The following is a 12,867-nucleotide window of genomic DNA, read 5'->3' on the forward strand; positions in this document are numbered from 1 at the left end:
AATGGGCATTTAATAGCAGTCTTGACATAAGCGCAAATGACGCTCAACACCAAAAAATGCTTATAATGCCCACGTTTTTCTCCGAGCCGTCGAACCAGCGCTTGCTGTGAATTTAGCCTGACGCCTAACCCATTCTTTTATCTGGAAATCCACAAGCCTTGATTCGTCTGCTGAAGTTTTTCGGGTGGTCTTTCGTCGCCGTGTTCTGCGGCCTGTTGCTCGTCCTGAGCGGTGCATTTCTCTATCTTAGTCCGGGCTTGCCGTCCGTGGAGACGCTGAGAAGCATCCAGTTGCAGATTCCGCTCCGGGTCTACACCAGCGATGGCAAGCTGATCGCCGAATTCGGCGAGATGCGCCGTTCACCCATTCGCTTCGCCGACATCCCACCGAATTTCATCAATGCCCTGCTCAGCGCCGAAGACGACAACTTCGCCAACCACTACGGCGTCGACCCCAGCAGCCTGATGCGTGCCGCGACCCAGTTGGTCAAGAGCGGGCACATCCAGTCCGGCGGCAGTACCATCACCATGCAGGTGGCGAAAAACTTCTTCCTGTCCAGCGAGCGTAGCTTCTCGCGCAAGACCAACGAGATTCTTCTTGCCCTGCAGATCGAACGCCAGCTGACCAAGGATGAAATCCTCGAGCTGTACGTGAACAAGATCTACCTGGGCAACCGCGCCTACGGTATCGAAGCCGCATCACAGGTGTATTACGGTAAATCGATCCGGGACATCACCCTGGCCCAGATGGCGATGATCGCCGGCCTGCCCAAGGCTCCGTCGCGCTTCAACCCGCTGGCCAACCCGGTCCGCGCCAAGGAGCGTCGCGACTGGATCCTGGGACGCATGTACAAGCTCGGCAAGATCGACGAAGCCGCCTACCAGGCCGCCATCGTCGAGCCGATCAACGCCAGCTACCACGTGCCGACGCCGGAAGTGAACGCGCCGTACATCGCCGAAATGGCCCGCGCCGAAATGGTCGGCCGCTATGGCAGCGAGGCCTACACCGAAGGTTTCCGCGTCACCACCACGGTGCCCAGCAACCTCCAGGAACTGGCCAACCATGCCGTCCAGGAAGGCCTGATCACCTATGACCAGCGCCACGGCTACCGTGGCCCCGAGTCGCGCCTGCCGGGCAAGACCCGCGACGCCTGGATCGCGGAGCTGGGCAAGCAGCGCCCCATCAGCGGCCTGGAACCGGCGATCGTCACCCAGGTGGACAAGAACATGCTGCACGTCCTGACCCGCAACGGTCCGGAACTCGTCGCCTGGGACAGCATGAAATGGGCGCGTCCGTACCTCAACACCAACAGCCTGGGTGCGGCACCGAAGCAGCCGTCCGATGTCGCCCAGGTCGGCGACCTGATCCGCGTCCAGCGCCAGGCCGACAACAGCCTGAAATTCAGCCAGATGCCGGCAGCCCAGAGCGCGCTGGTCTCCCTTGACCCGCAAAACGGCGCGATTCGCGCCCTGGTCGGTGGCTTCGCCTTCGAGCAGAGCAACTACAACCGCGCCATGCAGGCCAAGCGCCAGCCGGGATCGAGCTTCAAGCCGTTCATCTACAGCGCGGCGCTGGACAACGGCTACACCCCGGCCAGCCTGGTCAACGATGCCCCGATCGTGTTCGTCGACGAGTACCTGGACAAGGTCTGGCGGCCGAAGAACGACACCAACACCTTCCTCGGCCCGATCCGCATGCGCGAGGCGCTGTACAAGTCGCGCAACCTGGTCTCGATTCGCCTGCTGCAAAGCCTGGGCGTCGACAAGACCATCGACTACATCGCCAAGTTCGGCTTCAACAAGCAGGACCTGCCACGCAACCTGTCCCTGGCCCTGGGTACCGCGACCCTGACGCCGATGGAAATCGCCACCGGCTGGAGCACCTTCGCCAATGGCGGCTACAAGATCACGCCGTACCTGATCGACAAGATCGAAAGCCGCAACGGCGATACCCTGTTCGTCGCCAACCCGCCAAGCGTACCGACCGGCGAAGCGGCCAGCAGCGGCATCGCGGCACCGAGCCAGCCGACGTTTACCGTCAACAGCACCGGCGAGGCACCTGCTCCCGCGGCCCAGGCTCCGGCCGTCGCCGAACGCATCATCGACGGGCGCACCACCTACATCCTCAACAGCATGCTCGAGGACGTGATCAAGCTCGGCACCGGCCGTCGCGCCCTGGCCCTGGGCCGCAGCGACCTGGCGGGCAAGACCGGTACCACCAACGAATCCAAGGACGCCTGGTTCACCGGCTACAACGCCGACTACATCACCACCGTCTGGACCGGCTTCGACCAGCCCGAGAGCCTCGGTCGCCGCGAGTTCGGCGGCACGGTGGCACTGCCGATCTGGATGGACTACATGGGCGCGGCGCTCAAGGGCATGCCGCCGCACACCCAGGCGGAGCCGGAAGGCATCCTCAGCCTGCGGGTCGATCCGGTCAGCGGCCGCGCGGCCACACCGGGCACGCCCAATGCCTACTTCGAGCTGTTCAAGAGCGAAGACACGCCGCCATCGGTCAATGAGCTGGGCAATGGCGGCAGCGCCCCGGGCAGCCCGCTGCCGGCGGACGAGGCGGCACCGATCGACCTGTTCTGATCCTGCCGGGCGGCTCACCACCGCCCGAACGCCACCCACAAAAAAGCCCCGGTTCTCTCGAGCCGGGGCTTTTTGTTTGACGCTACGACGGCTTAGCCGTTGAACACGTCATCCACGCTTTTCAGCGGGTAGTTCTTCGGATACGGCAGGGTCGCCACACCGGTCTCGATCGCGGCCTTGGCCACGGCGTCGGAGATCAAGGTGATCAGACGGGCATCCATCGGCTTCGGAATGATGTATTCACGACCGAATTCCAGCTTGATGCCGCCGTAGGCGTCGCACACTTCCTGAGGCACCGGCAGCTTGGCCAGTTCACGCAGGGCGTTGGCCGCGGCCACTTTCATTTCCTCGTTGATGCGCTTGGCGCGAACGTCCAGGGCACCACGGAAGATGAACGGGAAGCCCAGGACGTTGTTGACCTGGTTCGGGTAGTCCGAACGGCCGGTGGCCATGATCACGTCGCTACGGGTGGCGTGGGCCAGCTCCGGGGAGATTTCCGGATCCGGGTTCGAGCAGGCGAACACGATCGGGTTGGCCGCCATGGACAGCAGGCCTTCGGCGTCCAGCAGGTTCGGACCGGACAGGCCGACGAACACGTCAGCGCCCTTCAGGGCGTCAGCCAGGCTGCGCTTGTCGGTCGCGTGGGCGAATACCGCCTTGTACTGGTTCAGGTCGTCACGGCCGGCGTGGATCACGCCAGTACGGTCAACCATGAAGATGTTCTCGATCTTGGCGCCCATGCTCACCAGCAATTTCATGCAGGAGATGGCGGCGGCACCGGCGCCCAGGCAGACGATCTTCGCTTCAGGCAGGGTTTTGCCAGCGATTTCCAGGGCGTTGATCATGCCGGCGGCGGTCACGATCGCGGTACCGTGCTGGTCATCGTGGAACACCGGGATATCGCACTGCTCGATCAGGGCACGTTCGATCTCGAAGCACTCAGGTGCCTTGATGTCTTCCAGGTTGATGCCACCGAAGGTGATGGAGATACGCTTGACGGTGTCGATGAAGGCTTGCGGGCTTTCCGAGTCGACTTCGATGTCGAACACGTCGATACCGGCGAAACGCTTGAACAGCACGCCCTTGCCTTCCATTACCGGCTTGGAGGCCAATGGGCCGAGGTTACCCAGGCCGAGAATCGCGGTGCCATCGGAAATGACTGCAACCAGGTTGCCCTTGCCAGTGTACTTGTAGGCCAGCTCAGGATCGCGGGCGATTTCACGCACTGGTTCGGCGACGCCAGGGCTGTAGGCCAGCGACAGGTCGCGGGCGGTGGCAGTGGCTTTGGTGAGCTCGACGCTCAGCTTCCCCGGACGAGGATTGGCGTGATATTCGAGAGCGGCAGTTTTCAAATCTGACATGTGGGCATTCCGCTTTTTACTGTGGGACTGACGGACCGCCGAGGATACGCGTGTCGCAAAGTCCTCACAAGACTGACCAGTCACAGGTGTCAAGGGCCGCACCCTACGACTTTGGCCCAAGAGCCGCGTAACACAAGGGCCAAACTGTTCACAATCGACAATAAAAATGTCTACAATTTTTTCTCAACGGGCTACCTGAAGCATTCCGGGATGATTCAGCGATAACAACCAGCGCGCACCCCGCTGGCGCGGCGCGCCTCGACCACCACGCTCGACCAGCCAGCCACGGGCCTCGATCTGCCTGCCCTTGAGCGCCTCGAGCGAGACGGAGTCGAATCGCTCCAGCCGATCGGGTGCGACATGCAGTACAACTGCCCCCTGCAATTCGATCCATAACCCGCCACGATTGCGTCGGATATTGCTCACACGCCCCTTGAGCAGGGCAAAACCGGGCTTCCTGATCTGATCCGCCTTCAGTACAGAGGGACGTTTCCACAGCCCAAGCCCGAGCTGCCGGGCCTGGCGCTCGGCGAGCTGCTGGCATTCGAACAAATCGTCGTCGGGCGCGACGGCCACCTGGTAAGCCAAGCCCTCGGCGAGCAGCCGCGCTTCGAGATTCATGCCGTCGCGACCATACAGATGCGCCAGGATGCGGCCATAGCGGTCGCGGCGCTCGCGACCTGCCACCCACCCGACCTGGCTGCCGCTTTCCTTCACCAGGCCCTGGAGACGCTGGCGGGCCGCCTCGGCAAAGGGTTCGGCGGCCCGCCCCTTGCGCCCCAGTTCCGGTGCATTGATGCCGATCAGGCGCACGCTACGACCATCTTTCAGACGCACGGTGTCACCGTCGATGACCCGCTGTACCTCGACCCGCGCAGCGCCTGGCACTGCAGGACAGAACGCCTGAGCCTGCGCCTGCCAAATCGCGCCCATAAAAAAAGCGCCCACAAGGAGCGCCTTTTTTTGCAGCATGAAGCTCTCAGCGTGGAGCAGCCCAGCAGGCCGTCCAGGAAAAAGAGCCTTAGGCCTTCTTCGCACCGAATGCACCGAAACGATCGGCGAACTTCTGAACGCGGCCGCCGGTGTCCAGGGTCTTCTGCTTACCGGTGTAGAACGGGTGGCACTCGTTGCACACGTCGATTGCCAGTGGCTTGGCGAAAGTCGAACGGGTTTCGAACTTGTTGCCGCAGCTGCAAGTAACGGCAACTGCTGGGTATTCTGGATGGATATCAGCTTTCATGGGGACTTCCTCGGCTAGCGTGCCGCCGCCCAACACTATTGTTGAACACCGCACGTAATTTGGCCGGCGATAATACCAGCCCTGCAAAATGAAGCAAGCTGTCACGCACACCGGCCGTCTGCTAGGCTCCCGCCCTTCTTCATTACACCACCCGAGAAAACCGCGTGCCCGACGCCATTCTGCGCCTTGCCCTGCCTTCCCCCCTGCGCCGCCTGTTCGATTACCGCGCGCCCCAGGGCGTGCTGCGCAGTGAGTTGCATCCCGGCATGCGCCTGCGGGTGCCGTTCGGCCGCCGGGAAATGATCGGCATCCTGGTGGAAGTCACCGACCACAGCGAAGTGCCGGTGGAAAAGCTCAAGCCGGCGCTGGCCCTGCTCGATGCCACGCCCCCGCTGCCGCCCGCGCTGTTCAAGCTGTGCCTGTGGACGGCCCAGTATTACCAGCACAGCCTCGGCGACACCCTGAGCTGGGCCCTGCCGGTGCTGCTGCGCCAGGGCGAACCGGCCGAGGCGCGCCAGGAACGGTTCTGGTCGATCGCACCCGGCGCCAGGCTCGACGACCCGCGCATCGCCCGCGCACCGCGCCAGCGCGAAGCCCTGGCCACGCTGGCCCAGCACCCACACGGCGTCGCTCATCAGCTACTGAGCAAACTGATGCTGAGCAAGGACAGCCTCGACCTGTTGCTGGCCAAGGACCTGGTGCAGGTGGAGATCCGCCGCCATGCCCCCGGCGAGCGCCACGAACACTGGCTGGCGCAACCGGAGCTGCCGCTCAATGACGAACAACGCGCCGCCTGCACGGCGATCCGCGCCGGCTTCGACAGTTTCCACGCCTTTCTCCTGGCCGGCGTCACCGGCAGCGGCAAGACCGAGGTCTACCTGCAACTGATCCGCGAAACCCTCGAAGCCGGCAAACAGGCCCTGGTGCTGATCCCCGAGATCAACCTCGGCCCCCAGACCCTGGCGCGCTTCGAACAACGCTTCAACGCGCGGATCGCCCTGCTGCACTCGGCGGTCAATGATCGCGAGCGCCTGGATGCCTGGCTCGCGGCACGGGACGGCGAGGCCGATATCATCATCGGCACCCGCTCGGCGCTGTTCACGCCGATGAAGAATCCCGGGCTGATCATCATCGATGAAGAGCACGACGGCTCCTATAAGCAGCAGGAAGGCCTGCGCTATCACGCCCGCGACCTGGCGCTGGTGCGCGCCCGGCAGGAAAACATCCCGATCGTCCTGGGCTCGGCCACCCCGTCCCTGGAAAGCCTGCACAACGCCTATATCGGTCGCTACGGCCTGCTGCGCCTGAACGAGCGGGCCGGCGGCGCCAGGCAGCCGCGCTTTTTGCGCCTGGACGTGAAAAGTCGCCCGCTGGACAGCGGCATTTCCGGACCGATGCAGCAAGCCATCGGCCAGACCCTGGCGGCAGGCCAGCAAGTCCTGGTGTTTCTCAACCGCCGCGGCTTCGCCCCGACCCTGCTGTGCCACGATTGCGGCTGGATGTCCGAGTGCGAGCGCTGCGATGCGCGCATGACGGTGCACCAGCGTTATGGCGAACTGCGCTGCCACCACTGCGGCCATGTTGAACGCGTCCCGCGCAACTGCCCGCAATGCGGCAAGGTCGACCTGCGCCCGGTGGGCGCCGGCACCGAGCGCGCCGAAGAGCGGCTGGGCATCCTGTTCCCCGATTACCCGGTACTGCGGGTCGACCGTGACAGCACCTCGCGCAAGGACGCGATGAACCAGCTCTTCGCGACGATCCAGAAAGGCCAGCCCTGCATCCTGGTGGGCACGCAGATGCTTGCCAAGGGGCACCACTTCCCGCGGGTGACCCTGGTTTCGATCCTCGATGCCGATGGCGGGCTGTTTTCCGGCGATTTCCGCGCCAGCGAGCGCATGGCGCAACTGATCGTCCAGGTGGCCGGCCGGGCCGGACGCGCGGAGGAGCCGGGCAAGGTCATTATCCAGACCCACCTGGCGGACCATCCGCTGTTGATCCAGCTCACCGAGCAGGGTTACTTCGCCTTTGCCGAACAGGCCTTGAGCGAGCGCCGCGCCGCCGGCCTGCCACCCTTCGCCCACCTGGCACTGCTGCGCGCCGAAGCCCATAAGCCCGGGCAGGCCGAAGGTTTCCTCGATGAAGCCTGCAGCGAGGCCGAACGCCTGCTGGCGGACATGAGCCTGGGCGGCATCGAGCTGCTGGGGCCGGTGCCGGCGCCGATGGAGCGCCGGGCCGGACGCTATCGGGCGCAATTGCTGCTGCAGGCCAATGCCCGGGCGCCGCTGCACCGCTTGCTGAGCAGTTGGCTGCTGGCGCTGGAACAGATGCCCAGCGGACGCCAGGTGCGCTGGTCGCTGGATGTCGATCCGGTGGACTTGTACTGAACGGGATGGCCTCTTCGCGGGCAAGCCCGCTGCCACAGGTCAGGCTTGAGTATAAATCTTGTGTATGACACGAATTTGTGGGAGCGGGCTTGCCCGCGAAGGGAGGCCTGCGTACCACCACAAGTCCGCAACCGGTTGGCAAGCTCGCCCTGGCAACGGATAATGCCCAGTTTTTCCACCTGCGCATCGAAGCGCCGCCGCGCTTGCGGTCGAAAGAGAAGACCATGAAAGACACCATTCGCCAGCTGATCCAGCAAGCCCTCACCCAACTCGTCAACGAAGGTGTGTTGCCTGATGGCCTGACGCCGGCGATCCAGGTCGAAAATACCCGGGACAAGACCCACGGCGACTTCGCCAGCAACATCGCCATGATGCTGGCCAAACCCGCCGGCCTGAAGCCGCGCGACCTGGCGGAAAAGCTGATCGCCGCACTGCCGGCCGATGAAAACGTCAGCAAGGCGGAAATCGCCGGCCCGGGCTTCATCAACTTCTTCCAGAACACCCAGGCCCTGGCCGCGCGCCTCGATGCCGCACTGGCCGACGCCAGTGTCGGCGTGCGCAAGGCCGGCCCGGCGCAGCGCACCGTGGTCGACCTGTCGGCACCCAACCTCGCCAAGGAAATGCACGTCGGCCACCTGCGTTCGACCATCATCGGCGATGGCGTGGCGCGGGTCCTGGAGTTCCTCGGCGACACCGTGATCCGCCAGAACCACGTCGGCGACTGGGGCACCCAGTTCGGCATGCTGATGGCCTACCTGCAGGAAAACCCGATCACCAGCGACGAGCTGTCGGACCTGGAGAACTTCTACCGTGCCGCCAAGCAGCGCTTCGACGAGTCCAGCGAGTTCGCCGACCGCGCCCGTGGCCTGGTGGTCAAGCTGCAGGCCGGTGATGCGGATTGCCTGGCGCTGTGGACCCGCTTCAAGGACATCTCGCTGTCCCACTGCCAGAAAATCTACGAACTGCTCAACGTCAAGCTGACCATGGCCGATGTCATGGGCGAAAGCGCCTACAACGATGACCTGGTCAACGTGGTCAACGACCTCAAGGCCAAGGGCATGCTGGTCGAGAGCAACGGCGCCCAGTGCGTGTTCCTCGACGAGTTCAAGAACGCCGACGGCGAGCCACTGCCGGTGATCATCGTCAAGGCCGACGGCGGCTATCTCTACGCCACCACCGACCTGGCCGCCGTGCGCTACCGCAGCAATGTGCTGAAGGCCGACCGCGCGCTGTATTTCGTCGACCAGCGCCAGGCCCTGCACTTCCAGCAAGTGTTCGCCGTGGCACGCAAGGCCGGCTTCGTGGGCCATCCGATGGAAATGGAGCACATGGGCTTCGGCACCATGAACGGCGCCGACGGCCGGCCGTTCAAGACCCGCGACGGCGGCACCGTGAAGCTGATCGACCTGCTGACCGAAGCCCGCGAGCGCGCCTACAACCTGGTCAGGGAAAAGAACCCGGATCTGCCGGAGAACGACCTGCGCGACATCGCCAGGGTCGTCGGGATCGGCGCGGTGAAGTACGCCGACCTGTCCAAACACCGCACCAGCGACTACAGCTTCAACTTCGACCTGATGCTCAACTTCGAAGGCAACACCGCGCCGTACCTGCTGTACGCCTACACCCGAGTGGCCGGTGTGTTCCGCAAGCTGGGCAAGGACTTCAGCGAAGTCGACGGCCAGATCGTGCTCGAAGCCGCCCATGAGCAGGAACTGGCGGCCAGGCTGGCGCAATTCGGCGAAGTCCTCAACAGCGTCGCCGACAAAGGCACGCCGCACATCCTCTGCACCTACCTGTACGATGTCGCCGGCCTGTTCTCCAGCTTCTACGAGAACTGCCCGATCCTGACCGCCGATACCCCGGCGCGGATGCAGAGCCGCCTGCGTCTCGCCGCGCTGACCGGCCGCACCCTCAAGCAAGGCCTGGAGCTGCTGGGCCTGGAAACTCTGGAGCGTATGTAAGTTGGCTGCCAAGAAAAAACCCGCACCCAAACGTGGCGCCAGCCGTTACCAAGCTCCTGCGAAGAAGCCGATCCCGGGCTGGTTGTGGCTGGCCATCGGGCTGGGCGTGGGCGCCTTTATCGTGTTTCTGATGAAACTCGAGCCGGGCAAGGGCGATGACGTCAAGCGGGTCAAGCAGGAACAGCAGAAAGCGACCAAGATCGCCGAGGCCAACAAGACCCCGCCGAGCCCGACCCAGCCGGTGAAGCCGAAGTACGACTTCTACACCCTGCTGCCGGAGTCGGAAGTCATCGTGCCGCCGGAAGCCGTGCCGGAGAAGACCCTGCCGACGCCGCAGACCGTGCCGACGCCGACCACGCCGGTGACCCCGGCCGAAGCGGCCAAGATCGACACCGCGCGCGCCCAGGCGGCCCTGGCCGGGATCACCCCGCCACCGCCGCCACCCGTGGCCAAGCCGGCACCGGCCGCGGTGACGCAGTTCTTCCTGCAGGCTGGCTCGTTCCGCAAGGAAGCCGATGCCGACAAGGTCCGCGCGCAGATCATCCTGCTCGGCCAGGCGGTGTCGGTCGAGTCCGGCACCGTCAAGGAAGAGACCTGGTACCGGGTACTGGTCGGCCCGTTCAGCAACCGCGAACAATTGACCACCGCGCAGAAACAGCTGGCCGGCAGCGGTTTCAGCAACCTATTGTTACAACAGCGCCAGAGTCGCTGAAAGCCGAACCCGCGGGAGCCGACAAACCGGCTCCCGCGGTTGAATTGCACGACGAGATCCATCCCTCCTTCCTACACCATTCGTCCCTCCGCCCTACTTCCGGTTGAAAATCCCGGCACCATCCCCATATCAGTTTCCATCAGGCATTTTCGCCCCGCTGCGTGGAGACTCTCCCTTGACCACCATCGTTTCAGTTCGTCGCCACGGCAAAGTCGTCATGGGCGGCGACGGCCAGGTTTCCCTGGGCAACACCGTCATGAAGGGCAACGCGAAAAAAGTCCGTCGCCTCTACCATGGCCAGGTGCTCGCCGGTTTCGCCGGGGCCACCGCCGATGCCTTCACCCTGTTCGAGCGTTTTGAAGGCCAGCTGGAAAAACACCAGGGCCATCTGGTCCGGGCCGCCGTCGAACTGGCCAAGGAGTGGCGTACCGATCGCTCCCTGAGCCGCCTGGAAGCCATGCTGGCGGTCGCCAACAAGGACGCTTCGCTGATCATCACCGGCAACGGCGATGTCGTCGAACCGGAACACGGCCTGATCGCCATGGGCTCCGGCGGTGGCTATGCCCAGGCCGCGGCCAGCGCGCTGCTGAAGAAGACCGAACTGTCGGCCCGGGAAATCGTCGAGACCGCCCTCGGGATCGCCGGTGATATTTGCGTATTCACCAATCACAACTTCACTATTGAGGAGCAGGACCTCGCGGAATAAAGCAGTGCCAGACCTGTGTCTACGCTGATCACTACCGCTTGAGGACCCCACATATCATGTCCATGACTCCCCGCGAAATCGTCCACGAACTCAATCGCCATATCATCGGCCAGGACGATGCCAAGCGCGCCGTTGCCATTGCGCTGCGTAACCGCTGGCGCCGGATGCAGTTGCCCGAAGAGCTGCGCGTCGAAGTAACCCCCAAGAACATCCTGATGATCGGCCCGACCGGTGTCGGCAAGACCGAAATCGCCCGGCGCCTGGCCAAGCTGGCCAACGCCCCGTTCATCAAGGTCGAAGCGACCAAGTTCACCGAAGTCGGCTATGTCGGCCGTGATGTCGAATCGATCATCCGCGACCTGGCGGACGCCGCGATCAAGCTCCTGCGCGAGCAGGAGATCGTCAAGGTCCGCCACCGCGCCGAAGACGCCGCCGAGGAGCGCATTCTCGACGCCCTGCTGCCACCGGCACGCATGGGCTTCAATGAAGACGCCGCGCCGAGCCAGGACTCCAATACCCGCCAGCTGTTCCGCAAGCGCCTGCGTGAAGGCCAGCTGGATGACAAGGAGATTGAAATCGAGGTCGCGGAACACGCCGGCGTCGATATCTCCGCGCCACCGGGCATGGAGGAAATGACCAACCAGTTGCAGAGCCTGTTCGCCAACATGGGCAAGGGCAAGCGCAAGAACCGCAAGCTCAAGGTCAAGGAAGCGCTCAAGCTGGTCCGCGACGAAGAGGCCGGGCGCCTGGTCAACGACGAAGAGTTGAAGGCCAAGGCCCTGGAAGCGGTCGAGCAGCACGGCATCGTCTTCATCGACGAAATCGACAAGGTCGCCAAGCGCGGCAATGTCGGCGGCGCCGACGTCTCCCGTGAAGGCGTGCAGCGCGACCTGCTGCCGCTGATCGAAGGCTGCACCGTCAACACCAAGCTGGGCATGGTCAAGACCGACCACATCCTGTTCATCGCTTCCGGCGCGTTCCACCTGAGCAAGCCGAGCGACCTGGTGCCGGAGCTGCAAGGCCGCCTGCCGATCCGTGTCGAACTCAAGGCCCTGAGCCCGGAAGATTTCGAGCGCATTCTCAGCGAGCCCCACGCCTCGCTGACCGAGCAGTATCGCGAACTGCTGAAAACCGAAGGCCTGAGCATCGAGTTCCAGCCCGACGGTATCAAGCGTCTCGCGGAAATCGCCTGGCAGGTCAACGAGAAGACCGAGAACATCGGTGCCCGTCGCCTGCATACCCTGCTCGAGCGCCTGCTGGAGGAAGTCTCGTTCAGCGCCGGCGACCTGGCGGGCGCCCAGGGTGCCGAGCCGATTCGCATCGACGCCGCCTACGTCAACAGCCACCTCGGTGAATTGGCGCAGAACGAAGACCTGTCGCGGTATATCCTCTAGGGAATACGCCGTTCCTTATGGGAACGCTGCTTTCATGGCCGAACACGGCCCCTGCAGGAGCCGGCTTGCCAGCTCCTCCAGGAGGCTCCTGCACACAGGTTAGCGTTCAATGAGCACCCCGATACCCACCGCCATCAACCTGCACAAGGCCTCGAAAACCCTGACCCTCAGCTACGGTCCGGGCGAGGAATACCACCTGCCCGCCGAGTTCCTGCGGGTGCACTCCCCCTCCGCCGAGGTCCAGGGCCACGGCAAGCCGATCCTGCAATTCGGCAAGCTCGGTGTTGGCCTGAGCAAGATCGAGCCCGCTGGCCAGTACGCCCTGAAACTGACCTTCGACGACGGTCATGACAGCGGACTGTTCACCTGGGACTACCTCTACCAGCTGGCCTGTCGTCAGGATGACTTGTGGGCCGATTATCTTGCCGAACTCAAGGCCGCCGGAAAATCCCGCGACCCATCCGAGTCGATCGTCCGCCTGATGCTCTAGAACGGGCATCTTGTCGTTTGGGGCG

10 protein-coding genes are annotated in these 12,867 nt (G+C 63.9%); 7 read left to right on the top strand and 3 right to left on the bottom strand.

What is annotated here, in order from left to right; all coding sequences use genetic code 11:
• The first annotated feature begins 161 nt into the window (after nucleotides 1-161).
• The gene (locus ACL9RJ_RS16155; RefSeq protein WP_370590959.1) at nucleotides 162-2,594 is read left to right on the top strand and encodes a penicillin-binding protein 1A; all 2,433 of its coding nucleotides are present in this window, start codon (nucleotides 162-164) and stop codon (nucleotides 2,592-2,594) included.
• A 92-nt stretch (nucleotides 2,595-2,686) separates the two neighbouring features.
• Here the strand turns inward: ACL9RJ_RS16155 and ACL9RJ_RS16160 are convergent, their stop codons facing one another.
• The 3 genes from ACL9RJ_RS16160 to rpmE form a co-directional block, all read right to left on the bottom strand.
• Nucleotides 2,687-3,955, bottom strand: coding sequence for a malic enzyme-like NAD(P)-binding protein (locus ACL9RJ_RS16160; protein ID WP_017126917.1), 1,269 nt, complete (start codon nucleotides 3,953-3,955; stop codon nucleotides 2,687-2,689).
• Between the two features lie 183 nt (nucleotides 3,956-4,138).
• Nucleotides 4,139-4,927, bottom strand: coding sequence for a thermonuclease family protein (locus ACL9RJ_RS16165; protein WP_177127958.1), 789 nt, complete (start codon nucleotides 4,925-4,927; stop codon nucleotides 4,139-4,141).
• A gap of 49 nt (nucleotides 4,928-4,976) precedes the next feature.
• Complete coding sequence (rpmE, locus tag ACL9RJ_RS16170) at nucleotides 4,977-5,195, bottom strand: 50S ribosomal protein L31 (protein ID WP_007925855.1); 219 nt, start codon at nucleotides 5,193-5,195, stop codon at nucleotides 4,977-4,979.
• Between the two features lie 164 nt (nucleotides 5,196-5,359).
• Here rpmE and ACL9RJ_RS16175 point away from each other — a divergent pair, with 164 nt between their 5' ends.
• The 6 genes from ACL9RJ_RS16175 to ACL9RJ_RS16200 all read left to right on the top strand — a co-directional run bounded on the left by ACL9RJ_RS16175 (nucleotide 5,360) and on the right by ACL9RJ_RS16200 (nucleotide 12,842).
• The gene (locus ACL9RJ_RS16175) at nucleotides 5,360-7,579 is read left to right on the top strand and encodes a primosomal protein N' (RefSeq protein ID WP_103032940.1); all 2,220 of its coding nucleotides are present in this window, start codon (nucleotides 5,360-5,362) and stop codon (nucleotides 7,577-7,579) included.
• A gap of 224 nt (nucleotides 7,580-7,803) precedes the next feature.
• The gene (gene argS, locus ACL9RJ_RS16180) at nucleotides 7,804-9,540 is read left to right on the top strand and encodes an arginine--tRNA ligase (protein WP_103032939.1); all 1,737 of its coding nucleotides are present in this window, start codon (nucleotides 7,804-7,806) and stop codon (nucleotides 9,538-9,540) included.
• A 1-nt stretch (nucleotide 9,541) separates the two neighbouring features.
• Nucleotides 9,542-10,252, top strand: coding sequence for an SPOR domain-containing protein (locus ACL9RJ_RS16185; protein WP_177083501.1), 711 nt, complete (start codon nucleotides 9,542-9,544; stop codon nucleotides 10,250-10,252).
• A 175-nt stretch (nucleotides 10,253-10,427) separates the two neighbouring features.
• Entirely contained in the window at nucleotides 10,428-10,958 is a 531-nt protein-coding gene (hslV, locus tag ACL9RJ_RS16190; protein WP_042935626.1) for an ATP-dependent protease subunit HslV, read from the top strand.
• A gap of 56 nt (nucleotides 10,959-11,014) precedes the next feature.
• A complete protein-coding gene (gene hslU, locus ACL9RJ_RS16195) occupies nucleotides 11,015-12,352 on the top strand; it encodes an ATP-dependent protease ATPase subunit HslU (protein WP_017126922.1) in 1,338 nt (445 codons plus the stop codon).
• A gap of 109 nt (nucleotides 12,353-12,461) precedes the next feature.
• Complete coding sequence (locus ACL9RJ_RS16200; protein WP_017126923.1) at nucleotides 12,462-12,842, top strand: gamma-butyrobetaine hydroxylase-like domain-containing protein; 381 nt, start codon at nucleotides 12,462-12,464, stop codon at nucleotides 12,840-12,842.
• Nucleotides 12,843-12,867: the final 25 nt, after the last annotated feature.

The sequence above is a fragment of the Pseudomonas sp. Mn2068 genome (assembly GCF_049319725.1).
In the GTDB taxonomy this organism is placed as follows: domain Bacteria; phylum Pseudomonadota; class Gammaproteobacteria; order Pseudomonadales; family Pseudomonadaceae; genus Aquipseudomonas; species Aquipseudomonas gingeri.

What these genes read in the sequence shown, in the direction of transcription:
- ACL9RJ_RS16200 (WP_017126923.1), top strand. Translation starts at nt 12,462, where the DNA reads ATGAGCACCCCGATACCCACCGCCATCAACCTGCACAAGGCCTCGAAA.
- hslU (WP_017126922.1), top strand. Translation starts at nt 11,015, where the DNA reads ATGTCCATGACTCCCCGCGAAATCGTCCACGAACTCAATCGCCATATC.
- ACL9RJ_RS16160 (WP_017126917.1), bottom strand. Translation starts at nt 3,955, where the DNA reads ATGTCAGATTTGAAAACTGCCGCTCTCGAATATCACGCCAATCCTCGT.
- rpmE (WP_007925855.1), bottom strand. Translation starts at nt 5,195, where the DNA reads ATGAAAGCTGATATCCATCCAGAATACCCAGCAGTTGCCGTTACTTGC.
- argS (WP_103032939.1), top strand. Translation starts at nt 7,804, where the DNA reads ATGAAAGACACCATTCGCCAGCTGATCCAGCAAGCCCTCACCCAACTC.
- ACL9RJ_RS16165 (WP_177127958.1), bottom strand. Translation starts at nt 4,927, where the DNA reads ATGCTGCAAAAAAAGGCGCTCCTTGTGGGCGCTTTTTTTATGGGCGCG.